Consider the following 23,901-nt stretch of genomic DNA (forward strand, 5'->3'; position numbering starts at 1 on the left):
GGTCGGCCGTCAGCCCGCGTCAGTAGGGGGCTGCGCCGGCAGTGGCTGCGGTCCTGTGCGAGTCACCGTCCGCTGGCGGCTCCGTCCCTCGTCAGCTCCGCCCCCACTCCGCCCCGCGTCAGCTCCGCCCCACTCCGCCCCGCGTCAGCTCCGCCAACGACCTCCGTCGTCCGGAGCCCCTCAGTCGTCGTCGCCCTCGGCGATCCATCGCTGGAACGACACGACGCCCTCGACCGCATAGACGCCGATGACCCGCCCGGTGAAGGACTCCGTCGTCTCCGACGAGAGGAACCGGCCGTCGACGGTCGCGAGGTCGATGCGCTCGCCGTCGATGATCGCGCCGAGGTGGAACTCGTCGCCCGTGCGCGGGAAGCCGCCGGTGGGCGCGGGCTTTCGTGAATCGATGTGCAGGTCGAGGACGCCGCCCGAGAAGGGAACCGTCCATTCCTGGACGAGACCGCTGACGACGGCACGGGCCGTCAGCGAGCCGCCGCCCGCCTCGACCTCGACGTGGAAGTGCTCGTCATACCGGACGGCCAGACCGCCGACGCCGGCCGAGGCATCCATCGTCACCGTCACCGAGCTGGTGAGGTGCTCCTGCCGCCGCCCCACGAAGACGGGGCGCGGGTCGTTCAGGGTCGAGCCGTCGCCGCGGAGCACCAGGGTCCCTGACGACACCTCGGAGACGGCGGAGGGGAGGGCGCGCACGGCGATCCACTCGGCGTCGAGCGGCTCGTCGAATGAGATCTCGACGCGGGTGCCGGGGCGGACGTTGAGCAGCACGGGGTCGATCGCGGGCCAGCCGTCGTCCTCCCAGCGCACGGGCGTGACAAACGTCTCGCGCCCGAGCGCCGAGAAGGCGCGGGTCATCGAGCGCGGGCGCACGCCGAGCAGGACGCAGAGCCAGTCCCCCTCGGGGCCGACGACGAGGTCGCCGTGCCCGGTGTTCTGGATCGGCCGGGTCGTCGAGCGCGCCGAGACGAGCGGATTCTGCGGCGCCGTCTCGAACGGCCCCTCGGGCGAGTCGCCTCGGGCGATCGAGATCCCGTGGCCGCGCTCTGTGCCGCCCTCGGCGATCATCAGGTACCAGCGGCTGTTGACCTCGTACAGGTGGGGCGCCTCGGGGAAGCCGCCGCCGGTTCCCGACCACAGCGACCGCGGCTCTTCGAGCGCGACGTGGTTGTCGAGGTCGACCGTGACCTGGAGGATGCCGAGGTGCTCGCCGATCCCCTCACCGCTGAGGATCAGACCCGAGTAGGTGATGTAGACGGTGCCGTCGGCATCCCAGGCGATGTCGGGGTCGATGCCGTCGACAGAGCCCGAGCGGTCCTGCTTCAGGATGAGGTCGCCGTCGCTCCAGGGGCCCGCGGCGTCCGTGGCGGTGAAGTGCAGCATCCCGCGCCCCATCGCGTCGGTGATCACGAGGTGGAAGATGCCGTCGCGGTGGCGGATCGTCGGCGCCCATGCGCCCCCTGCCGTCGGCACGTCCTCGACGGCCAGCTGCCCTGCGCGTGTCGCGACGTGGCCGATGAGCTCCCACGTCTCGAAGTCTCGCGAGCGGTGGATCGGGATGCCGGGCAGGTACTCGAAGGTCGAGGTGGCGAGGAACCACTCATCGCCGACCTTCACGACGGACGGGTCGGGGTGGAAGCCGTTGAGCAGCGGGTTGTAGAGCGTGGTCATGGGGTCCTTGGGTCGAGCTGTCAGGAGGAGAGGACGCGGCCCAGGTCGCGGGCGAGCGCGACTGCTCGGGGGTCGGCGCCGCCGGGCCACGGACCGCGCGCGATCGTCCACGCGAACGTGACCCCGGTGTCGGGATCGACGCACGCGAGCGCCCCCATCGCGCCGTCGTGTCCAAACGCGCGTGGCCCGCCGAACGCGAGGGACGGGGTCGGCTTCTGGAACACGATCGAGTGCGCGCGCAGCGGCTGGCCGAGCACCTGGTCGTAGCCGCTCACCTGCTGCCGGCCGATCGCGAAGACGGTGTCGGTCGAGAGGAAGGGTGCGGCGCCGTCGACGCCGGTCACGCCGGCGGCGAAGAGTCGCGCGAGACCCCGCGCCGTGCCGGTGCCCGAGACCGCCGGGTGGCCGAAGCGCCAGCTGATCTCGTCGTTGGCGAGATCCACCGGCGGTCCCGGCGTCATCCAGACCGTGGGACCGAGGGTCGACTCGTAGATGGTCGACGAGTCGGCGACCGGCCGGATCATCGGCAGCGTCCGAGCCTTGCGAGGGTCGTGCTCCGGCGGCAGCCCGAGGTAGAAGTCGATGCCGTGCGGCGCGCGGATCTCCTGCTCGTAGAACTCCTGCAGCGTGCGACCCGTCACGCGGAACACAAGCTCGGACGCGAGATTGCCGATCGTGAGGGCGTGATATCCGAAGGCGCTCCCCGGCTGCCAGAACGGAGCGCTCGCGGCAAGGCGCTCGGCCGCACGGTGGGGATCGAGCAGCTCGTCAGCGGTGAGCGCGGGTGTCGCCTGCGGGAGGCCGGCCTGGTGCGACAGCAGCTGGCGGACGGTGACCCGGCCCTTGCCGTGCCGCGCGAACTCGGGCCAGTGCTCGGCGACGAGTGAGTCGAGGTCGAGCTCGCCGCGCTCGACGAGGAGGCCGATCGACAGTCCGATCGTGTTCTTGGTGACCGAGAACGGGACCGTGACCGAATCCTCGCCGAGGTGCGGTCCGCCCCAGACGTCGAGCACGGGCACGCCGTCGTGGAACGCCGCGGCCTGGAACGACAGATCGGGATCCTCCGCGAGGAACCTCTCGAGCCTGGTGACGATCTCCTCAAGCCGGTCGTCGGCGGTGCCCCGCAGTATCCCCTCGAGCGGGGTCATGCGACCTCCCATTCCGTGGCCAGAGGCAGGTCGGCCACCGATGCCCCGGCCCGGAGCGTGTAGGAACCCGGCTCCACCGCCCATTCGCCGGCCCAGTGCGCGAGGCGACGGGCAGGCACCGGGATGCGGGCCGTCACCGTCTCGCCGGCTGCGGCCTCGACGGTGGCGAAGCCGACGAGCCAGCGCTCGGGTCGCTCGACGGCGGAGTCCGACCGGGAGGCGTAGACCTGCACGACCTGCTTGCCCGAGCGGGCCCCGGTGTTCGCGAGGGTGACCTCGAGCACATCGCCGTCGCGCTGCGCGACGCCCCATGACCACCACGTGTAGCCCAGGCCATGGCCGAAGGGGAACGCCGGCTCGGCATCCGTCCGCAGCCAGGCGCGATAGCCGATGTGGAGCCCTTCGGTGTAGCGCAGCACGCCGTCGTCGGGAGTGACATCCGTGACCGGCACATCCGCGAGCGCGGCGGGCCAGGTCGTGGGCAGGCGGCCGCCCGGCTCGGCGGCGCCGCTCAGTACGGCAGCAAGAGCCGAGCCGAACTCCTGGCCGCCGAAGTAGCCCTGGACGACCGCCGAGACCTGGTCAGCCCACGGCAGGACCACCGGCGAGCCGGCGTTGACCACGACGATCGTCGGCGTGCCGGTCGCCGCGACCGCGCGGACGAGGTCGTCCTGGCGGCCGGGGAGGTCGAGGTCGACGCGGTCGTAGCCCTCGGACTCGACCTTGGAGTTGGTGCCGACCACCACGATCGCGATTTCGGATGCCGCCGCGGTCGCTGCGGCGCGGGCGATGAGCGCGTCCGGGTCGGAGTCATCGGGAGCGATGCCGACGGTGAGCGAGAGGGCGCCGACGAGGGCGCCGTCCTGTGCGAGCGTGATCTCGGCGAGGACCCGGCGCTGCTCGCCGGCCGTCACCGTGATGGGCGCCGTCACCGACGGAGGATTGAGGAAGGCTGCGCCGAGGTCGCTGCCCTCGATGACCGGGACGTCGTCGACGAGCAGCTCGCCGTCGACGAACAGCCGTCCGGGGTTCGCGCCGGCGAAGCCCAGCAGGATCGGGCCCGACTCGGCGGGCGTATACAGGCCCTCGACCGTGACGCGCCGGCTCGCGACGATGGGCGCGTCGCCGCCGAACCAGACCAGGGCGGTGGCGCGGCGGTCCTCGGCGAAGATCTCCGTTCCATCGCCGTCGAAGAAGGTGACGCGGACCCCGGGCGTGCCCGTCACGGGGTTCGTGAGGTGCTCGAGCGGAATCTCGGCCACGCCGTCCTGCACGACGGCGCCCAGCTCGTAACGCACCTCGGCCCCGGCGAAGGCGGTGCGGATGCCCTCGAGCGGCGAGGTGATGTGCTCGGGGAGGACGGTCGCGCTGCCGCCGCCCTGCGTGCGGGCCTCGCGTGCGTTGTGACCGATGACAGCGATCTTCGTGAGGGATGCGGCATCCAGCGGCAGCACGCCGTCGTTCGCAAGCAGCACCGTGCCGGCGATGCCGGCTTCGCGCGTGAATGCGACGCCGTCCAGCAGTGCGGGGTCGATCGTGGCGGACCCTTCGAGCGCGCCGACGCGCTCGGCGAGGAGCAGCATCCGCAGCACCTTGCGGTCGACATCCGCCTCGCTCACCCGCCCATCGCGGACGGCTTCGACGAGATCGGCGAAGGCGGGAGCCGGGCCCGGCATGGCGAGGTCCTGGGCGGCGGGGATCGCATCGAGCGAGCGGACGGCTGTCCAGTCGCTGATCACCACCCCGTCGAAGCCCCACTCGGAGTTGAGCGGCGTCTCGAGCAGCTCGTTCTCGGTCATGGTCACGCCGTCGACCGAGTTGTAGGCGCTCATGATCGCCCACGCACCGGCTTCGACCGCGCGCTCGAACGGCGCGAGGTAGAGCTCGCGCAGCGGGCGCTCGTCGACAAGGACGTCGACGGTGAAGCGGTCGGTCTCGGAGTCGTTCGCGATGTAGTGCTTGGGCGTCGCGCCCACGCCGTTGTCCTGGAGGCCCCGCACATACGCGGCCGCGAGTTCGGCCGAGAGCTCCGGGTCTTCGCTGAAGCACTCGAAGTGCCGGCCGCCGAGCGGAGAGCGGTGCAGGTTGATCGTCGGCCCGAGCACGACGTCGACACCCTTGCGACGAGCTTCGGATGCCGCTGCCGCGCCGTACCGGTACGCGAGGTCGACATCCCACGAGGCGGCCAGGGCCGAGCCCGACGGAAGGTTGAGCGAGGGCTCGCGTTCGTCCCACCGTGGTCCGCGGACGCCCGCGGGACCGTCCGAGAGGGTCATCGACCGCAGTCCGATCTCGGGAAGCGCCACGGTGGTCCAGAAGTCGGCGCCCTGGATGAGTGACGCCTTCTGCTCGAGGGTGAGCTTCTCGAGGAGGGGGATCAGGTGCTGCACCGTGTCGGGCTGGGTGGACGTTGCGGGCGTCGTCATGCTGCTTCTCCTTGAATGGTCTGTGCCGCCTGTTCGGCCATCAGCGCACGGCGCGCTTCGCGCCGCGCCGCCTGGTGATCAGGGTTCGGCACCGGCGCGGCGAGGAACAGTCGCTGGGTGTAGGGATGCTCGGGGCGGGCGGTGACCTGGTCACCGTCGCCTGTCTCGACCAGCTCGCCGCGGTACATCACGGCGACCCGGTGAGAGATGTGCCGCACCACGGCGAGGTCGTGGGAGATGAAGAGGTAGGCGACCCCGGTGCGCTCCTGGATCTCGATGAAGAGGTCGAGCACCCGTGCCTGGGTCGAGAGGTCGAGCGCCGACACCGGCTCGTCGCAGACGATGAGCTTCGGGTCGAGCGCGAGGGCCCGCGCGATCGCGATCCGCTGGCGCTGGCCGCCGGAGAACTCGCGGGGAAGGCGGCCTGCCGCGTTGGCGGGGAGGCCGACGCGGTCGAGCAGGTCGCGGACGCGGGCCTTGGCATCCTTGCCCGCGACACCACGCGCGGTGAGCGGCTCGGCGAGGATCTGCTCGATGGTCAGCGACGGGTTGAGCGACGAGTACGGGTCCTGGAAGACCACCTGGATCTCGCTGGAGAGATCGCGCCGCTGGCGGCGGCTCAGGTTGCCGATATCCCGCCCGTCGTACGCGATCGATCCGCCGGTGACGGGTGCGAGCCCGAGCACGGCGCGGCCGAGGGTCGTCTTGCCCGACCCCGACTCGCCTACGAGCCCGACGGTCTCACCCGCGCGGATGTCGAGGGACACCCCCTTGAGCGCCTGGAAGGGCTTGGCGCGGAAGCCCTTGCCGGGGTACGCGACCTCGAGGTCTTTGACGTCGAGCAGAGCGGTCATGACCGTCCTCCTTCGAGGGCGACGGCAGTGCCGCCGCTCGTGGCGAATGCCGGCCGGGCGGGACCCTCGTCGAGGATCGCGTCGAGCAGCGACTGCGTGTACGGGTGCGACGGGCTGCCCAGGATCGTGCGGACCGGTCCCTGCTCGACGAACAGGCCCTGCTGCATGACCGAGACCCGGTCGCAGAGATCGGCGACGACCCCGAAGTTGTGCGTGACGAGCAGCATCGCCATCTGGCGTTCGCGCTGCAGGTCGCGCAGCAGGTCGAGCACCTCGGCCTGCACCGTCACATCGAGGGCTGTCGTCGGCTCGTCGGCGATGATGAGGTCGGGGTCGGTTGAGACGGCGCCGGCGATCAGCACGCGCTGCGCCATGCCTCCCGAGACCTCGAACGGGTACGCGTCGAACGTCCGCTGCGGATTCGGGATGCCGACCCGGTCGAGCAGGGCGAGCGACTTGGCGGTCGCCTCCTTCGTGCTGAGGCCGAGGTTCTTGCGCAGCGGCTCGACGAGCTGGTGCCCGATCTTGAACGACGGGTCGAGGTTCGACATCGGCTCCTGGGGGATGTAGCCGATGCGCTTGCCGCGGATGCCTGCGTACACCCGCTCGGAGGCATCGGCGAGCTGGGTGCCCTCGTAGTCGATGGTGCCGCCGGAGACGTGCCCGCCGCGGGGGAGGAGCCCCAGCACAGCGAACGCCGTCTGGGTCTTGCCCGATCCGGACTCACCGATGAGGCCGTGGATCTCGCCCTTGCGGACGTCGAGCGAGACGCCGTGGACCACTTCGATGTCGGCGCCCTCGGGCTGCTGGTACGCCACGCGGAGGTCGCGGACTCTCAGCACCACCTCGTGCCGGTTGAACGCGGTCTGCTCGTCGTCGGGGTGCACGATCGTCTCGGTGATGATCGGCAGCTCCATCGAGTCGTCGATGGGCGCAGCATCCGCTCCGCTTGTGGCGATGGAGGTGGTGACCGAGGCGATCGAGCCGGTCGCGGACGAGACCGCCCGGCGCCGGCGGCGAACCGTCGCGGTGCGTTCCAGCACGTCGCGCATCGCGTTGGCGAGGAGGGCCAGCGCGATACACGTCGTGGCGATCGCGAGCGACGGCCAGAGCATCAGCAGCGGCGCGCGATAGATGTTCGCGAAGCCGTCGTTGAGCATGGATCCCCACGTGGGCACGCTCATGTCGCCGAGGCCGAGGAACTCGAGCCCGGACTGGATGCCGATCGCGATGCCCGCGATGATCGCGGTCTGGATGATGATCGGCGCGCGGACGACCGACAGGATGTGCCGGCCGATGATGCTCATGTCGGACAGGCCCGCGACGCGCGCTGCGTCGACGTACAGCTCGCTGCGGACGCCCACGACGGCGGCGTATGTCAGCCGGTAGTACGCCGTGGAGAGGATGATGCCGAAGATGAGCATCGCCCACCACACCGACGGGCCGAGCACGGCGCGGGCCGCGATCAGCACGACGATGCCGGGCAGCGCCATGATGAGCGAGGTCACCCACGAGGCGACCGAATCGAACCAGCCCTTGAAGTAGCCCGCGATGAGACCCGCGATGACTCCGATCAGGAGGGCTGTGACGATGGCGACGGATGCTGCCGCCAGCGTCGTGGAGGTCGCCCAGAGCAGCCGCGACAGGACGTCGCGACCGGCGCTGTCGTTGCCGAGCAGGTGCTCGGGGCTCGGCGGCGCGAGCACGAGCTGCAGCGAGGCCTCATTCGGGTCGTACGGGGCGATGAAGGGCCCGATGATCGCCATGAGGATGACGAAGCCGAGGTAGCCGAGCGCGATCAGCCCGACGGGCTTGCGCACGAGGCGCCGGAAGAGCGACGTGCGGATGTGCGGGATGGGAACTGCGGGTGGGACTTCGATGGCGGTCATGACAGTCGCACCTTCGGGTTGAGCGCAGCCTGCGCGAGATCGATGACGAGATTGACGACGATGACGATGACGGCCGTCGCGACGACGAGCCCCATCATCACGGGGATGTCTCCCTGGACTCCGGCCTGCACGGTCAGTTGGCCCATCCCGGGGAGGGCGAAGATCTGCTCGACGATGACGGCGCCGCCGAGGAGGCCGATGAACTGCACCGCGAGGATGGCAAGGGCGGGGCCACCCGCATTGCGCAGTGCGTGCTTGTACACGACGCTGCGCGTGTCGAGTCCGCGGCTGCGGAGCGTCCGGACGTAGTCGCGCGACATCGCGTCGATCATCGAGCCGCGCACCTGCTGCGTCACGGCGGCGATCGCGCCTATGGAGAGAGCGATGATCGGCAGCGTCACGGACGACAGCCATCCCGTGAAGGACTGCGTCAGGGGTATGTACCCGGTGGCTTTGAACCAGTGCAGGTTGATCGCGAAGATCAGGACGAGGTACAGGGCGATGAGGAAGCCCGGGATCGCAAAGCCCAGCACGGAGAAGAACTGCACGGTGCCGTCCACCGCGCCGCTGCGGCGGGCAGCCCAGACGCCGAGGATGACGGAGAAGATCGCGGTGACGATCGTCGTGCCGATGACGAGCGAGAGGGTGACTGCCACGCGACCCTGGAGGCTGACCGTCACCAGCTGGCCGTTGAACCACGACCGGCCGAGGTCGCCCGTCAGGGCGTTCGTGAGCCAATCCCAGTACTGCACGACGAGGGGTCGATTGAGGCCGAGCTCTTCGGTCCTCTGTGCCACGGCCTCGGCCGTGGCGTTCTGACCCAGGATCCGGCGGGCGATGTTGGCGCTGTCGAGATACAGCAGGCCGAACGAGAGCGCCGAGATGACGAAGAGGAGGATGACGCCGGCGATGATGCGTCTGATGATGAACGTGAGCATGCTGCGCTCCAGGTCTCAGGGACGAGAGGGGTCCGGCCCGCCCGCGCACGGGCGGGCCGGGGTGGCCTGCTAGGACTTCGGGACGAAGTCGTAGATGKCCGGGTAGGCGTTGGTCGGAAGCATCTCGACGGAGGTGTTGGCATCCGTCGCGACGCTGCCCTGAACGCGGAAGAACGGGGCGAACCAGGCCTGCTCGACGATGTACGCGTTGAGCTCCTTGGCCGCGGAGTCCTGCGCAGCCTCGTCGCCGAACTGCATCTCCTGGAGGTACTCGTCGACCTGGGGGTCCTGATAGTGGAACGGGTTGAAGACGGCCTGCGGCGCGATCATGAACTGGGCCAGCTGCCAGTCCGGGTTCTGCTCGAGGGCCATGAACGATGCCGGGTACTTCGGGGCCAGCAGGTCGGCGATGAAGTTGCTCAGGGGGACCTCGGTGTACTCGACGGTGATGCCGACGTCGGCCAGCTGCTGCTGGACGAGCGTGGGGGCGGCGGTGCCGAACGCCGTCACCGAGGGCATGCTGAGGGTGAAGCCGTTCGGGTAGCCGGCGTCCGCAAGGAGCTCCTTCGCCTTCTCGGGGTCGTACGTGTAGTACTCGTCGAGCGCGGGGTCGTAGGCGTCGCTCGCGGCGTTGAAGACCTGCGTCGTGACGGTGCCCTTGTCGGCACCGATCGCGCTGAGCAGCCCCTCGCGGTCGAAGGCGTAGTTGATCGCCTGGCGCACCTTGACGTCGGCGAGCTCGGGTGCTTGAGTGCCCGCGCGATCCAGCAGCAGCAGGCCCTGGAAGTCGAGCTCGTTGGCGTTGATGGTCCAGCCGGCGCCCTCGACCTCGGCGAGGTTGTCGTTGTTGGCCAGCTTGACGCCGTTCGCTTCGCCCGCCTTGATGGCGTTGAGTGCGGCCGTCACGTCGCCCAGGACGTTGATGACGACCTTGTCGTAGTGCTGCGCGTCGGCGTTCCAGTAGTCGTCGTTCTTCGTATACGCATAGCTCGTGCCGGTGACGGTGGCCGAGGTGTCGAGGACGTAGGGGCCGGAGCCGACGGGGGTCGTGGGCAGGTCGGCGCTCTCGAGCGACTCCGAGCTCGCGACGAGCCCGGCGGTGCGGGTGAGGTAGCTCAGGAGTGCCGGGTCGGGTGCGCTGAGCGTCAGGACGACGGTCGTGGCGTCGGGTGCCTCGATGTTCGAGACGTTGTTGAAGTAGCCCTTGTCGGGTCCGGCGCCGTCCTTCGAGCGCTGCATCGTCGCGACCACGTCCGCCGAGTCGAGGGTGGATCCGTCACTGAACGTGACGTCGTCGCGGAGGGTGATCGTCAGGACCGTGCTGTCGTCGTTGTACGACCACTCAGTCGCGAGCCAGGGCTCGATGGTCCCCTCGGGGGTGGCGAGCAGAAGCGTGTCGTAGACCGCCTGGTAGAAGGGAGCGCGATTGCCCCACTCGGAACCAGCGGGGTCGAACGTCGTCGGCGCCAGGATCGCCCCGAGCGTGAGTGTGCCGCCTCCGTCGCCGTCACCCGATCCGGAGTCACCGCTGGCGGCGCATCCGGTCAGGGCGATGGCGGCGACCGCGAGAGCGGCTGCTGTGGCCTTCCATCTGAACATTCGTTGTCCATTCGTCGTGGCGATACCCCTGCGGATCGCCGTGGGGAGACGCTAACAGGAAATCCGAGCGCACGCTAGGTTTTGAAATAAATATCTAGGTGTCGCTAGGTTTTAACATTTGAGGGGTGGAATACTGGCCCTCACGGACGTCGACGACGGCGCCGTGCGACAGATTCGGTGAGGACGATGACGGACACCGCAGCAACGCAGGCAAGGGCGCGCAGGCCCCGCGGCGAGTACGCCAAGACGAAGGCCCGGCGCATCGAGATCCTGGATGCTGCGCTCGAGGTGTTCGCCGAGTCGGGGTATCGCGCCGGCTCGCTCCGGGACGTCGCGACGCGCGTCGGCATCAGCGAGGCGGGCCTGCTTCACCACTTCCCCAACAAGGTCAAGCTCCTCGAGGCGGTGCTCGATCGGCGCGACGACCTCTCCCGCGACCTGGTCGACGTCGATTCGCCCGATGGTGTGGCCACCCTGCAGGGGCTCATCGATCTGGCCGCCTACAACGCCTCGGTTCCCGGGGTCGTCGAGCTGTACTGCGTCCTTTCCGCCGAGGCCACGTCACGGGATCACCCGGCGCACGCCTATTTCGCGAATCGCTACGTCTTCACCCGCGGCATGATCCGCGCGGCCTTCGAGAAGCTGGCCGGTGACGGAAGGCTGCTCGCCGGTGTGGACCCCGGACGGGCGGCGGTCGCCACGATCGCGCTCTGGGACGGGATGCAGGTGCAGTGGCTGCTCGATCGGTCGACGGTGGATATGGCCGAGCAGCTGCGAGAGTTCCTCGAGGGGTTCGTCGATGCCGAGCTGAAGCCGGCGTCGCCCTCGACGGCCGTCGAAGGCGACGCGGACGCCGACGGCCAGCTCGAAGAGGGCTCCGCGTGATCCGGGTTCCGCTGCACGACGGCTGGACGGTCGGACCCAAGCTCGGCGCGTTCGAGTCCCGCGCCGCCGCCGACGAAGCGCGCCCGGTCACGCTCCCGCACGATGCGATCCGAGATCTCCCGCGATCGCCTGGCAGCGACCAGGGCGTGCACACCGGCTACCACCCGGGCGGGGTGTTCGAGTACGTGAAGACGATCGACGTCCCCGAGGAGTGGCGCCACAGGTCGGTGATCGTCGAGTTCGAGGGCGTGTACCGGGATGCCGCGGTCTACCTCAACGGGGACTTCATCGTCCATGAGCCCAACGGGTACCAGGCCTTCACGGCCGTGCTCGACCCCTATCTGCGCTTCGGCGAGCCCAACCGCCTGACCGTCGAGGCGAAGGCGCACAAGGACAGCCGGTGGTATTCCGGAGCGGGCATCTATCGCCCGGTGAACCTCCTCGTGGCCGACCCCGTGCACTTCGCGCTGAACGGACTGCGCGTCACCACCCCGGACATCGATGACGAGCGCGCCATCGTCGCCGTCGCGGCGACGGTCGAGAACACCACCCGCCACACCCGGACGACGCGAATCACGTGGTCGATCACCGGACCCGCCGGCGATCAGCTCGCCACGACGTCGGCCCCCGTCACGGTGCTCCCCGGCTCCTCGGCGACAGCTCGCTCTCGGCTCGCGGTCTCCTCGCCCCGCCTGTGGAGCGTCGATGCGCCCGCACTCCACGTGGTCGACGCGTCTCTCGACGACGAGCGCGGCGAGCGGATCGACACGGATGCCGCCACCTTCGGMATCCGTCGGCTGCAGCTCGACCCCCAGCACGGGCTGCGGATCAACGGGGAGCCCGTCAACCTCCGTGGGGCGTGCGTGCACCACGACAACGGCCCGCTCGGCGCGGCGACGATCGACGCGGCCGAGGATCGACGCGTCCGTCTGCTCAAGCAGGCCGGGTTCAACGCCCTGCGCAGCGCCCACAACCCGATGAGCCGCGCCATGCTCGATGCCTGCGACCGTCATGGCGTGCTCGTGATGGACGAGCTCACCGATGTCTGGACGCGGTCCAAGACCGGCTTCGACGGTGCGCCCTCGTTCGCCGACCGGTGGGAGAAGGATGTCGCCGCGCTCGTCGCGAAGGACTTCAACCACCCGAGCGTGGTGCTGTACTCGATCGGCAACGAGATCCTCGAGCTCGGGACGCCAGCCGGATCCGCGTGGAGCCGGCGTCTCGCCGAGGGCTTCCGCGCCCTCGATGACACGCGGTATGTCACGAACGGCATAAACGGGATCATCGCGAACCTGGATCGCATGCATGAGGCGATAGCCGAAGCGGAGCAGCTCTCGTCGAGCGCGTCGGCGCCTGGTGCGCCGGATGGCTCGGATCCGAACACGATGATGGCTGACATGGGCGAGCAGATGGCGCAGATGAACGCCTCTGCGATGGTGACGGAGTCGACGGAGGAGTCCGCGTCGGTGCTCGACGTCGTCGGGTTCAACTACGCCGACTCTCGATACGAACTGGATGCCGAGCTCTTTCCGCACCGCGTGATCGTGGGGTCGGAGACCTTCCCCGAGAAGATCGACGTCATGTGGTCGCTCGTCGAGCGGCTGCCCCACGTCATCGGCGACTTCACGTGGACCGGCTGGGACTACCTGGGCGAGGCGGGGATCGGCCGGGTCGACTACACCGACGTGGACGGCTACGTCCCCACCGGCACCGCGGGTCCGTATCCGTACCTGCTCGCCGAATCGGGCGATCTCGACATCACGGGTCATCGCCGCACCGTCTCGTACTGGCGCGAGATCGTGTTCGGCCTGCGCACCGACCCGTACATCGCGGTGCATCGCCCCGAGCACCACGGGCGGCCCACGGCCCGTACGCCCTGGTCGTGGGACGACTCCATCGCCTCGTGGACATGGGATGCCGCGCCCGGCGCCCGGGTCACCGTCGACGTGTACGCCGCCGGCGACGAGGTCGAGCTCCTCCTCGACGGCGTCTCGCTCGGCGTCTCCGCCCTCGGCCAAGTGAAAGGCTTCCTCGCCCGCTTCGAGACCGAATACCGCCCGGGCAAGCTGGTCGCGGTCGCCAGGACGGGCGGCGCCGAAACCGGGCGACACGCGTTGCGGACGGCATCCGCTGCCCTGTCGCTCGTCGCGCGGGCCGAGGACGCGCTCGTCCTCTCGGACGGTCTCGCGTTCGTCGCGATCACCCTCGAAGACGGCGCCGGTATCGTCCCCGCCGACGCTGATCGCCTGGTGACCGTCGAGGTCGAGGGTCCCGCGGTCCTGGCCGGCATCGGCACCGGCCGCGCGCGCACCGAGGAGTCCCTCGCCGGCCCCTCGGTCACCACGTATGACGGGCGCGCGCTCGCGGTCGTGCGCCCGACCGGCGCCGGCCAGATCACCGTGACCGTGTCGGCCGACGGTCTCGCCCCGGCATCCGTCTCGGTCACCGCGTCCTGACGCGAGCCTCGTGACCCGCTGCGAACGCGCGAAACCACACGGTCTTCGCGAATCCACCCGGATCGGCGCATCGAACTGGGTGGATTCGCGGAAGGTGGGTGGATTCGGCGGCGAAGGAGACGGGACGACCTTCGTCCCCTCAGGCGCTGCGCTGCTCCGGCATCCCGCGGCCGTCGCGAGCGAGCGGGATCGGGGTCGTCCACGACCCCGTTTCGCTGAACTCCTCCGGAGCCGGAGAGGCGATGGTGATGGGCACCGTCTCGTCGATGGTGAGCCGGAAGCGCCGGGACTCGTCGCGGCGGACGCGACCGGATGCCAGCATCCACGTCGCTCCGATACCGAAGGCGACCAGCGCGGCCACCGCACCCAGCATGATCGCCACGCGCGGGCCGAACTCGCCGGCGACCCAGCCGACGATGGGAGCGCCGATCGGGGTGCCGCCCATGAGGATCGCCATGTACAGCGCCATCACGCGCCCGCGAAGCACCGGATCGGTCGTGGTCTGCACGTAGCCGTTCGCGGTCGTCAGTGTCGTGACGACGGCGAACCCCGTGACCATGAGGGTGACGGCATACAGCCAGTACGTCGGCATGAACGCCGAGACCGTCGCCGCGATCGCGAAGAGCAGCGTCGCCATCACGACCACCCGGATGCGGGCGCGATCCCGGCGGGCGGCGAGCAGTGCACCCGTGAGCGATCCGATCGCGAGGATCGAGCTGAGCAGGCCGTAGCCGTCCGCCTGCTCGCCGAACTCGAGGGCCATCGTGGAGGCGAAGATCGGGAAGTTCATGCCGAACGCGCCGAGGATGAAGACCATCGCGAACGTCACGATGAGATCGGGACGCTTGCCGACGTAGCGGAAGCCATCCGCGAGGCGGCCGGCACCCTGATTCTTGCCGCGCGGCACGAGCTCCGTCGGGCGGATGAGCGCGAGCGCGACGAGCATGCCGAGGAACGTCAGCCCGTTGACGAGGAACACCCAGCCGGTGCCGACAGCGACGATCACGATGCCGGCGATCGCCGGCCCGATCATGCGGGCGCCGTTGAAGGACGCCGCGTTGAGCGCCACCGCGTTCGAGGCGTTCTCGCGCGCCACGAGGTCGGACACGAAGGCCTGGCGCACCGGGTTGTCGAAGGCGGCCACGACGCCGAGCGCCAGTGCGAACCCGTACATGATCGGGAGCGTCATGATCCCGGTGAGGAGAAGGATGCCGATCGCCAGACCGAGGAGCAGCAGCAGCGTCTGGGTGATGGCCATCAGCCGGCGCCGGTCGAACCGGTCGGCGACCCAGCCCGTGACGGGGACGAGGAGGAGCGGCGGGGCGAACTGGAGGGCCATCGTGATGCCCATGGCGGCGGGATCGTTGTCGGTGAGCTCGGTGAGCACCACCCAACTCATCGCCGTGTTCTGCATCCAGGCGCCGATGTTCGACACCAGGGCGCCGATGAACCAGACGCGGTAGTTGAAGACCGAGAACGAACGGAACATGGCACTCACAGCGCGGCCACCTCCTGCATGATCTCGGCCGCGCGGGCCAGCAGCGTGCGCTGCTCGGGTCGGAGTCCGGCGAGGGCTGCTTCGAGCCATGCGTCTCGCCGACGCACGGTCTCTTCGACGACATCGAGGCCGGCATCCGTCAGCGCGATGCTCACCTTGCGACGGTCGGCCTCATCGGTGGTGCGGGTGAGGTAGCCGGACTCTTCGAGGCAGTTGACGGTGCGGTTCATGGACGGCGCCGACACGCGCTCGCGCTCGGCGAGCTCGCCGAGGGTATGCGGCCCGTGCACCTTGAGGGTGGCGAGCACGGCGAACTGTCCATCGCTCATGGAGTCGATCGCGCGTTCTGCCCGGAGGCGGCGCGCGAGGCGGAAGGTGGCGATTCTCAGTTCGGATGATTCGGCGGCGAGGTCTTCGGTGGTGGTCTCGGTGGGCGCAGTCGTCATCGTGATCGTTAGCATAGCTTATTAGCGTTGCTAAGTAAATGGTCGAAGCGCTGCGAGGGACTGCGGGGCGGGGCATCCACGGCCACCTAGACTCAGGCGCATGCCCGAGTTCATCGATGCACACGGCATCGCGATCATCTACGACGTCCATCCCGCCACAACGACGCCGCGGGCTGTGGTGCAGCTGCTGCACGGCGTCGGTGAGCACAGCGGCCGGTATGTCGCGCTGATCGAGGCGCTGACCTCGGTGGGCTACACCGTGTACGCCGGCGATCTGCGCGGCCACGGCCGCACCGGGATGAAGCAGCACGGCGACGCCGCCAAGCTCGGGCACCTCGGACGCGGGGGACTGGGCGCGACGGTCGCCGCGATCTGGCAGCTCACCCAGACCATCTACGCCGAGAACCCGGGACTCCCGGTCGTCATCCTCGGCCACTCGGGCGGATCGTTCATCGCGCAGATGGTCGTCAACCAGCATCCCGAGGGGTTCAGCGGGATGATCCTCTCGGGCTCGGCCTACCGCATGCCCGGCTGGATCCGCACGGGCGGCCACAACAAGCCATGGGACGGGCCCGACGCGACCGGACTGGAATGGCTCTCATCAGACCCCGCCGTCGGCGCCGCCTTCCGCGACGATCCGCTCACGACCGAGGAGTCGCCGATCAAGCTGTTCGGGCCGATCGAGGTGGCGAAGAACTACGGTCGCCCGCGGAAGAACCTGGGCCATGACATCCCGCTGCTTCTCCTGGTGGGGCGCGACGACACGGTCGGCGGGCCGCGCAGCGTCCACAAGCTCGCGGACGTCTACCGCACCCGTTCGGGGCTGACCGACATCACCACGCTCGTCTACCCGAACGCGAGGCACGAGATCTTCAACGAGGTCTCGCAGGCGGATGTCCGAGCCGACGTGCTGGCGTGGCTCGACAAGCGGATGCCCCACCGGGACTGAGCCCAGAGCGACGCGACCTTCACGCCGATCATTGACGTGGAGGGGGAGCGGGGAGCATGCTGACTCTTAGTGCCGCTGTGGGAGCGCTCCCACGAACCGGCTCAGCGTCGACGAAGCCGTCGGCGTGGTCAAGGAAGACCCGTAGGAGGAGCCTTTTCATGTCCCCCCGATCCCCCCGTCGTCGGCGCGTCGCGCTGGGAGCCGCTGCGCTTCTGGTCGGCTCGCTGGCGATCCCGCTCGGTGCCGCATCAGCGGCCGGAGCAGAGCCGGACCTTCCCGGTTCGACGCTCTTCGTCAATCCGTTCAGCACCACCCTCGGGGCCGCGCAGTCGCTGAGCGGCCAAGCCCGTGACGACGCACAGCTGCTGGGCAGCATCCCGTCGGCCGAGTGGTTCACCAAGGGCACGCCCGCCGAGGTGCAGGCCGCAGCCGACCTCTACGTCGATCGTGCCAGCGAGGCCGAGGCGATGCCCGTCCTCGTCGCGTACAACCTGCCGTTCCGCGACTGCGCGCAGTACTCCGCCGGGGGTGCGGCCAACACCGCCGAGTACGAGGCCTGGATCGATGGACTGGCTGCCGGCATCGGCGACCGCCCGGCGACGGTGATCCTCGAGCCGGACGGGCTCGGGATCATCCCGTGGTACACCTCCATCAACGGCGATTCGGAGTGGTGCAAGCCGGCCGGAGCCGATCCTGCGACCGCGGCCGCCGACCGGTTCGAGCAGCTCAACTACGCCGTGGACGCGCTCGGCGCGCTGGCCGCGACCTCCGTGTATCTCGACGGCACGCACAGCGGCTGGCTCGGTGTGGGCGACATCTCCGACCGCTTGATCAAGGCGGGTGTGGAGCAGGCCGAAGGGTTCTTCCTGAACGCGTCCAACTATGTCGAGACCGAGCGGCTGGCCAAGTACGGCACGTGGATCTCGGACTGCATCAACCTCTCGCAGAACTCCTGGTGGGAGCCCGCGTGGTGCGCGAGCCAGTACTACCCTGCCAACCCTGGAGACTTCTCGACCTGGGGGCTGTCGGATGCCGCGTATGAACAGGCATACATCGACACGGGGGTCACGCGTGACCCGGCCTCCCAGGCCCACTTCGTCCTCGACACCAGCCGCAACGGACAGGGCCCCTGGGCGGGGCCTGCGGCCCCGTACCCCGGTGCGCCGCCCAAGGCCGACCCTGAGGTGTGGTGCAACCCGCCGGCGCGCGGCCTCGGCGAGAGGCCGACGACGACCACGGGCGACCCGTTCATCGACGCCTACCTGTGGATCAAGGTGCCGGGGGAGTCGGACGGCCAGTGCTTCCGCGGCACGGGCGGCCCCCTCGACCCGGAGCGCGGGATGCAGGATCCCGCCGCCGGTCAATGGTTCGCCGAGCAGGCGCGCGAGCTCATCGAGTTCGCCGATCCGCCGCTGGCACCCCTCGACTGCCACGTGAGCTGGGATGCGTCGGGTGCCGGCAAGGCGTTCTCGGCCAAGCTCCACGTCGATGGCGCAACCGGCCTGCCGCTCACGTTCGTCTGGTCGGCTGACCAGCAGGTGGCGAAGGCCACGAACGGCATCGTGCGCCAGAACGGTCACTACGTGACAGTCACGGCGAACGCCGCCAAGCCTGGCAAGGCTCCGGACGTCGTGCTGAGCGCGAAAGGCTCGGCCGAGCAGCCATGGATCTTCTGGCTGAACGGCGCTGCCTGCACGTCCGACTGATCCCCCCTGGGAGCGGAGGGGACCGGTTCGCCGGTCCCCTCCGCTTTTCGCTGCTCGCGACGGGTGGAAGCCGCCGGCGGCGGTGTGGACCAAGGTCGTTGACGGCAGTCTCGCAACAGGCTGCGGACCGCTCCCGACCACGGATGCGGACCGCCCTGGCCCACGTAGAAGCGGGGTCGCTGGCGCACGCAGAAGCGGGGACCGCACCGGCCCACCCGGATGCGGACCGCCCTGGCCCACGCAGAAGCGGGGACCGCCAGAGCCCACGCCGCACACGGAAAACGGGATCGCTGGCGCACGCAGAAGCGGGGATCACCAGAGCCCACGTAGAAGCGGGGATCACCAGAGCCCACGCAGAAGCGGGGACCGCACCGGCCCACCCGGATGCGGACCGCCCTGGCCCACGTAGAAGCGGGGACCGCCCCGGCCCGTCAGACCCGTAGGTCTGACGTGCCGGCGACGATCCCCGCTGCCGCTCACCCCGAACGAGCGGGGTGGATGCTTCGCGCTTAGCCGCGCGCGCGGCGCGGCGTGCGCGCCGACCGCTGGATGTCGGCGACGGTGCTGCCGGTCGTGAAGCGCGGCTTGGAGCCGGAGTTCGAGGCTGACGGCGAGCCCGACTGACCGTGGCGCTTCGCGCCCGAGGGCTGCTGGCGGGTGCCGGCGGGCTGGTCGGAGCGGTGGCGCTGCTGCGAACCCGCACCCGCGCCGTTCCCCTGGCCGGAGCCGCCCTGACCCGAGCCGCCCTGGCCGGAGCCGCTTCGGCCGCGACCGGAGCCGCCTCGGCCGTTCTGCGAGGCGCCGCGCTCGGACGAGCGGCCGCCCGACGACCGGCCACCCGACCGCTGCGCTTCCACAGGCTGCGCGACGGGGGTGACGTGTGCCGCCGGCTCGCCGACGAGCTCGGCGACCGACGCGTGCTGAGCCGAGACCGGCTCGAGCGCGGCGCCGACGGACGCCTTGCGCAGGAGGTCCTTGACCTCGCCACGCTGCGCGTCGAGCGCGACCGTCACGACGACGCCCTCGGCGCCGGCGCGGGCGGTGCGGCCCGAGCGGTGCAGATACGCCTTGTGCTCCATGGGCGGGTCGACGTGAACGACCAGCTCGACGTCGTCGACGTGCACACCACGGGCGGCGACGTCGGTCGCGACGAGCACGCGAACGCCGCCGTTGGCCGGGTCGGCGCCGAACTGCGCGAGGTTGCGCTCGCGTGCCGGCTGCGACAGGTTGCCGTGGAGGTCGACCGCCGGGATGCCGCTCGCCGTCAGCGACTTGGCGAGCTTCTTCGCCTGGTGCTTGGTGCGGGTGAACAGGATGCGGCGGCCGCGGCCCGATGCGAGGTGACGGACGAGCGCCGTCTTCTCCTCGGTGCCGCCGACGACGAACACGCGGTGCGTCATGACGCCCTGCGGAACGCTGGACTCGTCGACCTCGTGACGGACCTCATCGCGGAGGAAGCGCCGAACGAGCGTGTCGACGCCGCGGTCGAGGGTGGCGCTGAACATCATCCGCTGGCCGCCCTGGGGCGTGGCGGCGAGGATGCGGGTGACGCCGGGAAGGAACCCGAGGTCGGCCATGTGGTCGGCCTCGTCGAGCACGGTGATCTCGACGACGCTGAGGTCGATGAGCTTCTGCTTCATGAGGTCTTCGAGGCGGCCGGGGCACGCCACGACGATGTCGACGCCGGCGCGCAGCGCCTGCTCCTGCGGACGCTGGCTGACGCCGCCGAAGATCGTGGTGACCTTCAGGCCGGTGGCGTCGGCGAGGGGGATGATGGTCGCTGCGATCTGCGTCGCGAGCTCACGGGTCGGCGCGAGGACCAGGGCGCGGGGGCGGCCCGAGGTGCGACGGGCTGCCGAGGCGCCGGACAGGCGCGCAACCAGTGGGAGTGCGAAGGCGATGGTCTTGCCCGAGCCGGTGCGGCCGCGTCCGAGGACGTCGCGGCCGGCGAGGGAATCGGGAAGGGTGTCGCGCTGGATCGCGAAGGCCTCGGTCTTGCCGTCGGCGGCGAGGACGTTGGCGAGAGTCTCGGGCACGCCGAGTTCAAGGAAGGTAGGCATAGGGATGCTTTCGTGAAGGCGCACGCGCGCAGGTTTGCGCTGCGGTGCGGAAGAGGGCGACGGCGCGGGATCGCGCATCGGTTCGCCGATCGAAAAGACGTCAGGCACAGAGGGCCGGGAATCGAGACTTCGACGCATCGGCACAGGGGCCGCGGATCCACTCTAGCAGTCACCCGGAGTCTCTCCCTGAGTGCCGGCCCGTGCACAACGGCGGAGATGGCGAGCGGCGCGCGGTCCGTGCCCCGGCGTGTCGGCCAGAATCCCCGCCGTGGCGCACGGGAGCGCGGGCCGGCCGGAGCGTCGCCGGCAGGTGAAGCCGGCATCGACCCTGAGTGCCGCCCGTGCACAACGGCGGAGATGGCGAGCGGCGCGCCGTCCGTGCCCCGGCGTGTCGGCCAGAATCCCCGCCGTGGCGCACGGGAGCACGGGCCGGCCGGAGCGTCGCCGGCAGGTGAAGCCGGCATCGACCCTGAGTGCCGCCCGTGCACAACGGCGGAGATGGCGAGCGGCGCGCCGTCCGTGCCYCGGCGCGCCGGCCACAATCCCCGCCGTTGTGCACGAGATGGGCCGGGACACGGGATGCCGGTGCTCATCGAGCCTCCTAGGCTGAGGGGATGCACGGCGAATACAAGGTGCCCGGCGGCAAGCTCGTCGTGGTCGATCTCGAGGTGCGCGACGGCCGCATCGCGGACTTCCATCTCGCAGGCGACTTCTTCCTCGAACCCGACGCAGCGCTCGACGACATCGATGCCGCGGTCAACGGACTTCCGGCCGAGGCAGACGTCACGGCGATTGCCGCAGCGGTCCGCGCAGCTCTGCCCGAGGGGGCGCAGCTGCTCGGGTTCACTCCGGAGTCGGTCGGCACCGCCGTGCGCCGTGCCCTGGTGATCGCTCCGGGATGGCGCGACTTCGAGTGGGAGATCGTGCACGAGGCGCCCGTCTCGCCGAACATGAACCTCGCACTCGACGAGGTGCTGACCGGCCGTGTGGGCGACGGCCGCCGGAACCCGACCCTTCGCCTGTGGGAGTGGAACGAGTCCGCGGTCGTGATCGGGTCGTTCCAGTCCTATCGAAACGAGGTCGACCCGGACGGAGCGTCGAAGCACGGCTTCGACGTCGTCCGGCGCATCTCCGGCGGCGGCGCCATGCTCATGGCCGCGAACGCGATCGTCACCTATTCCCTCTATGTGCCGGCATCCCTCGTCTCGGGCATGACGTTCGCCGACTCCTATGCCTTCCTCGACGACTGGGTGCTGCAGGCGCTGCGCTCGCTCGGGGTCGAGGCGACCTATCAGCCCCTCAACGACATCGCGAGCCCGCAGGGCAAGATCGGCGGCGCCGCGCAGAAGCGCCTCGCGAACGGCGGCGTGCTGCACCACGCGACGCTGAGCTACGACATGGACGGTCAGGTGCTCACCGAGGTGCTCCGCATCGGCCGCGAGAAGCTGAGCGACAAGGGCACGGCGTCGGCAGCCAAGCGCGTCGACCCGCTTCGCCGGCAGACCGGCCTTCCGCGTGAGGCGTTCATCGAGAAGCTGAAAGAGACGTTCGCCACCCTCTACGGCGCCACCGCGGGACATATCACCGAAGAGGAATACGCCGAAGCCGAGGCTCTCGTCGGGTCGAAATTCTCGACGGACGCGTGGCTGCATCGCGTGCCGTGACCGACGGCATCCAGCCTGGACGGGTCACGATCCACGAGGGCGACAACCTCGAGATCATCCGCGGGTTCGACGCGGAGTCCTTCACCCTCATCTACCTCGATCCCCCGTTCAACACGGGGCGCGTGCAGGAGCGCTCGGTCGAGACGGCCCGCAGCACGGCGTCCGCGGCGGACACGGCATCCGTCGATCGTCCTGAGAAGCCCGGAAGGGATGCTGTCATCCGTCGCGGATTCCACGGGCGCGAGTACGAGCGCCTGCGCGGCGACCTGCGTGCGTACGACGACAGGTTCGACGACTACTGGGGGTTCCTCGAGCCGCGGCTGGCTGAAGCGTGGCGCCTGCTGGCCCCGGACGGGACGCTGTACCTGCACCTCGACTACCGCGAGGCGCACTACGCCAAGGTGCTGATGGACGCGCTGTTCGGGCGTGAGAGGTTTCTCAACGAGCTCATCTGGGCATACGACTACGGCGCCAAGACGAAGCGCCGCTGGCCGACGAAGCACGACACGATCCTCGTCTACGTCAAGGACCTTTCGGGCTACTGGTTCGATTCGGAGGCCGTAGACCGTGAGCCCTACATGGCGCCCGGACTCGTGACGCCCGAGAAGGCAGAGCGCGGAAAGCTGCCGACGGATGTGTGGTGGCACACGATCGTGCCGACGACCGGGAGAGAGAAGACGGGGTACCCGACGCAGAAGCCCGAGGGCATCCTGCGGCGCATCATCCAGGCATCGACCCGGCCGGGCGACCGGGTGCTCGATTTCTTCGCCGGGAGCGGCACGACAGGTGCGGTGGCATCGGCTCTGGGGCGGGATGCCGTGCTCGTTGACGGCAACCCCGACGCGATCGCCGTGATGCACGCGCGCATACCGCACGCGACGGTGGCGGTACCGCCCCCTCTTGGCCTTCGGAATCACGACTCGAAGGGGACGTAGTCCACTTCCTCTCTTGTGGGGCTTGCCCTCCCTGGTGTAGAAGGTTCCCATTGGGGAATGCTCCGTCGAGGGCCGGGTTCACGAGGTTGTGCACCTGTTGATCGGCGGTCGGTTCGGTGTGCGCGGCGGGGGCCGCGTGGGGGCACCGACGGGGTTCGCGCCCGCCTTCTCGGGATGACCCCGACCTCGCCGAGGCAGGGGATAAAGTTCACGGCGCACGTCGCTCGTGCGGTCGCGCCGTATGCCACGGAGGTAAGCGTGTCCTCTCCGCTCTTCATCGGATCTTCCGCTGCTTCTGCCCGGCGCGGCAGTCGCTTCGCCGGGGTTGTCCTGGCCATCGGCGCGCTGCTCGTCGCCGGGATGTCGTGGCCTGTCGCGGCGTGGGCCGTCGACGACACCAGCATCAGCGGCACCATTCGGTACGCGAACGACTCGGTCCCCGTAGCCGGCGCTGAGGTCGAAGCGTTCGACGCGTCGGGAGACGGTTCCGAGCCGGTCGCCACGACGGTCGCCGACGCCGATGGTGCATACAGCCTGACAGGCCTGCCGTCTGGCACGTACAGGCTGCGCGCGGCGGGGGACCCTGCGCTGTACGTGCCCCAGTGGTACTCGGGTCAGCTGACGTTCGCTGACGCCTTCGACACGGTGCTGGACCCTGGGACCAATGCGACCAACCTGGACTTCTATCTGTTGGATGCGCAGGATTCGATTTCGGGGACGATCCGGTATGCGAATGACTCGGAGCCGATCGCGGGTGCGACGGTG

Annotated in this window: 17 protein-coding genes; 7 read left to right on the forward strand and 10 right to left on the reverse strand. The window is 69.7% G+C overall.

Annotated features, from left to right (window positions below; genetic code table 11):
- Positions 1–180: 180 nt before the first annotated feature.
- The 7 genes from AC1DP3_RS16030 to AC1DP3_RS16060 all read right to left on the reverse strand — a co-directional run bounded on the left by AC1DP3_RS16030 (position 181) and on the right by AC1DP3_RS16060 (position 10,537).
- Positions 181–1,683, reverse strand: a complete 1,503-nt coding sequence (locus AC1DP3_RS16030) for a glycoside hydrolase family 43 protein (RefSeq protein WP_477294993.1) — start codon at positions 1,681–1,683, stop codon at positions 181–183.
- 20 nt (positions 1,684–1,703) lie between these two features.
- A complete protein-coding gene (locus tag AC1DP3_RS16035) occupies positions 1,704–2,831 on the reverse strand; it encodes a serine hydrolase domain-containing protein (protein WP_477294995.1) in 1,128 nt (375 codons plus the stop codon).
- A complete protein-coding gene (locus AC1DP3_RS16040; RefSeq protein ID WP_477294997.1) occupies positions 2,828–5,257 on the reverse strand; it encodes a glycoside hydrolase family 3 protein in 2,430 nt (809 codons plus the stop codon). The genes AC1DP3_RS16035 and AC1DP3_RS16040 overlap by 4 nt, the downstream gene beginning before the upstream one ends.
- Positions 5,254–6,111 carry an ATP-binding cassette domain-containing protein gene (locus AC1DP3_RS16045; RefSeq protein ID WP_477294999.1) on the reverse strand — a complete coding sequence of 286 codons (858 nt, stop codon included), beginning with the start codon at positions 6,109–6,111 and terminating at the stop codon, positions 5,254–5,256. Before AC1DP3_RS16045 ends, AC1DP3_RS16040 begins: the two co-directional genes overlap by 4 nt.
- Entirely contained in the window at positions 6,108–8,000 is a 1,893-nt protein-coding gene (locus tag AC1DP3_RS16050; protein WP_477295001.1) for a dipeptide/oligopeptide/nickel ABC transporter permease/ATP-binding protein, read from the reverse strand. Before AC1DP3_RS16050 ends, AC1DP3_RS16045 begins: the two co-directional genes overlap by 4 nt.
- Positions 7,997–8,938 carry an ABC transporter permease gene (locus tag AC1DP3_RS16055; RefSeq protein WP_477295002.1) on the reverse strand — a complete coding sequence of 314 codons (942 nt, stop codon included), beginning with the start codon at positions 8,936–8,938 and terminating at the stop codon, positions 7,997–7,999. The genes AC1DP3_RS16050 and AC1DP3_RS16055 overlap by 4 nt, the downstream gene beginning before the upstream one ends.
- 69 nt (positions 8,939–9,007) lie before the next feature.
- Positions 9,008–10,537, reverse strand: coding sequence for an ABC transporter substrate-binding protein (locus tag AC1DP3_RS16060; protein WP_477295004.1), 1,530 nt, complete (start codon positions 10,535–10,537; stop codon positions 9,008–9,010).
- Between the two features lie 186 nt (positions 10,538–10,723).
- Here AC1DP3_RS16060 and AC1DP3_RS16065 point away from each other — a divergent pair, with 186 nt between their 5' ends.
- Both AC1DP3_RS16065 and AC1DP3_RS16070 read left to right on the forward strand, forming a co-directional pair.
- On the forward strand, positions 10,724–11,422 hold the full coding sequence (locus tag AC1DP3_RS16065; protein ID WP_477295006.1) for a TetR/AcrR family transcriptional regulator: 699 nt from the start codon (positions 10,724–10,726) through the stop codon (positions 11,420–11,422).
- Positions 11,419–13,878 carry a glycoside hydrolase family 2 TIM barrel-domain containing protein gene (locus AC1DP3_RS16070; protein ID WP_477295008.1) on the forward strand — a complete coding sequence of 820 codons (2,460 nt, stop codon included), beginning with the start codon at positions 11,419–11,421 and terminating at the stop codon, positions 13,876–13,878. Before AC1DP3_RS16065 ends, AC1DP3_RS16070 begins: the two co-directional genes overlap by 4 nt.
- A gap of 139 nt (positions 13,879–14,017) precedes the next feature.
- Here AC1DP3_RS16070 and AC1DP3_RS16075 read toward each other — a convergent pair whose 3' ends face one another.
- Entirely contained in the window at positions 14,018–15,367 is a 1,350-nt protein-coding gene (locus AC1DP3_RS16075; protein WP_477295023.1) for an MFS transporter, read from the reverse strand.
- Between the two features lie 5 nt (positions 15,368–15,372).
- The gene (locus AC1DP3_RS16080; protein ID WP_477295010.1) at positions 15,373–15,822 is read right to left on the reverse strand and encodes a MarR family winged helix-turn-helix transcriptional regulator; all 450 of its coding nucleotides are present in this window, start codon (positions 15,820–15,822) and stop codon (positions 15,373–15,375) included.
- A gap of 100 nt (positions 15,823–15,922) precedes the next feature.
- Here AC1DP3_RS16080 and AC1DP3_RS16085 point away from each other — a divergent pair, with 100 nt between their 5' ends.
- Together AC1DP3_RS16085 and AC1DP3_RS16090 are read left to right on the forward strand one after the other, a co-directional pair.
- Positions 15,923–16,771, forward strand: coding sequence for an alpha/beta fold hydrolase (locus AC1DP3_RS16085; RefSeq protein WP_477295012.1), 849 nt, complete (start codon positions 15,923–15,925; stop codon positions 16,769–16,771).
- A 158-nt stretch (positions 16,772–16,929) separates the two neighbouring features.
- Entirely contained in the window at positions 16,930–18,477 is a 1,548-nt protein-coding gene (locus AC1DP3_RS16090; RefSeq protein ID WP_477295014.1) for a glycoside hydrolase family 6 protein, read from the forward strand.
- 509 nt (positions 18,478–18,986) lie between these two features.
- Here the strand turns inward: AC1DP3_RS16090 and AC1DP3_RS16095 are convergent.
- Positions 18,987–20,537, reverse strand: a complete 1,551-nt coding sequence (locus AC1DP3_RS16095; RefSeq protein ID WP_477295016.1) for a DEAD/DEAH box helicase — start codon at positions 20,535–20,537, stop codon at positions 18,987–18,989.
- 614 nt (positions 20,538–21,151) lie between these two features.
- Between AC1DP3_RS16095 and AC1DP3_RS16100 the strand changes: the two genes are divergently transcribed.
- The 3 genes from AC1DP3_RS16100 to AC1DP3_RS16110 all read left to right on the forward strand — a co-directional run.
- The gene (locus AC1DP3_RS16100) at positions 21,152–22,201 is read left to right on the forward strand and encodes a lipoate--protein ligase family protein (protein ID WP_477295017.1); all 1,050 of its coding nucleotides are present in this window, start codon (positions 21,152–21,154) and stop codon (positions 22,199–22,201) included.
- Entirely contained in the window at positions 22,180–23,136 is a 957-nt protein-coding gene (locus AC1DP3_RS16105; RefSeq protein WP_477295019.1) for a DNA-methyltransferase, read from the forward strand. The genes AC1DP3_RS16100 and AC1DP3_RS16105 overlap by 22 nt, the downstream gene beginning before the upstream one ends.
- A 258-nt stretch (positions 23,137–23,394) precedes the next feature.
- A partial coding sequence (locus AC1DP3_RS16110) for a carboxypeptidase regulatory-like domain-containing protein (protein WP_477295021.1) occupies positions 23,395–23,901 on the forward strand: 507 nt, incomplete at its 3' end.

The organism is Microbacterium sp. P5_B6 (assembly GCF_056400345.1).